The sequence below is a fragment of the Janthinobacterium sp. PC23-8 genome, from assembly GCF_002250505.1.
Taxonomy (GTDB): Bacteria; Pseudomonadota; Gammaproteobacteria; order Burkholderiales; family Burkholderiaceae_D; genus Janthinobacterium.
Genome location: NZ_NJGY01000001.1, coordinates 2,359,184 through 2,360,449 on the forward strand (window position 1 = coordinate 2,359,184; position 1,266 = coordinate 2,360,449).

Sequence of the window (1,266 nt, forward strand, 5' to 3'; positions counted from 1 at the left end):
ATATCCGCAGCTTCGGTGACTGGCTTAGCCCCGTTACATCTTCCGCGCAGGACGACTCGATCAGTGAGCTATTACGCTTTCTTTAAATGATGGCTGCTTCTAAGCCAACATCCTGACTGTTTTAGCCTTCCCACTTCGTTTTCCACTTAGCCAATCTTTGGGACCTTAGCTGGCGGTCTGGGTTGTTTCCCTCTTGACGCCGGACGTTAGCACCCGACGTCTGTCTCCCAAGCTCGCACTCATCGGTATTCGGAGTTTGCAATGGTTTGGTAAGTCGCAATGACCCCCTAGCCATAACAGTGCTCTACCCCCGATGGTGATACTTGAGGCACTACCTAAATAGTTTTCGGAGAGAACCAGCTATTTCCAAGTTTGTTTAGCCTTTCACCCCTACCCACAGCTCATCCCCTAATTTTTCAACATTAGTGGGTTCGGACCTCCAGGGCGTGTTACCGCACCTTCATCCTGGCCATGAGTAGATCACTTGGTTTCGGGTCTACACCCAGCGACTGATCGCCCTATTCGGACTCGATTTCTCTACGGCTTCCCTATACGGTTAACCTTGCCACTGAATGTAAGTCGCTGACCCATTATACAAAAGGTACGCAGTCACGGAACAAGTCCGCTCCTACTGTTTGTATGCACACGGTTTCAGGATCTATTTCACTCCCCTTCCGGGGTTCTTTTCGCCTTTCCCTCACGGTACTGGTTCACTATCGGTCGATTACGAGTATTTAGCCTTGGAGGATGGTCCCCCCATATTCAGACAGGATGTCACGTGTCCCGCCCTACTTGTCGTACGCTTAGTATCACCGGTCCAATTTCACATACGGGGCTATCACCCGCTATGGCTCCTATTTCCAGAGGATTCTGTTATCGGTCCGACTATCACGTACAGGCTCTTCCCATTTCGCTCGCCGCTACTTTGGGAATCTCGGTTGATTTCTTTTCCTGCAGCTACTTAGATGTTTCAGTTCGCCGCGTTCGCCTTGCAACCCTATGTATTCAGGTTGCAATACCCTAAAAGGGTGGGTTGCCCCATTCGGAAATCTGCGGATCAAAGTGTGTTTGCTCACTCCCCGCAGCTTATCGCAAGCTACTACGTCCTTCATCGCCTGTAATCGCCAAGGCATCCACCATGTGCACTTATTCGCTTGTCCCTATAACGTTAGCCTCTGTCTACCTAAGTGAACAAAGAGCGCTACAGGGATAAGAAAGTACAACGTTGTTGCTTGTTTGTTGATACATACAATCATTACCCATCAC

At 49.7% G+C, this 1,266-nt stretch carries 1 other annotated feature (running past one end of the window).

Annotation, left to right across the window (positions count from 1 at the left end):
* Positions 1-1,160 (reverse strand) — a sequence feature (mutual gap in cmsearch alignment for this rRNA model is longer than 100); it reaches 1,915 nt to the left of the window's first position.
* Between the last annotated feature and the right edge of the window lie 106 nt (positions 1,161-1,266).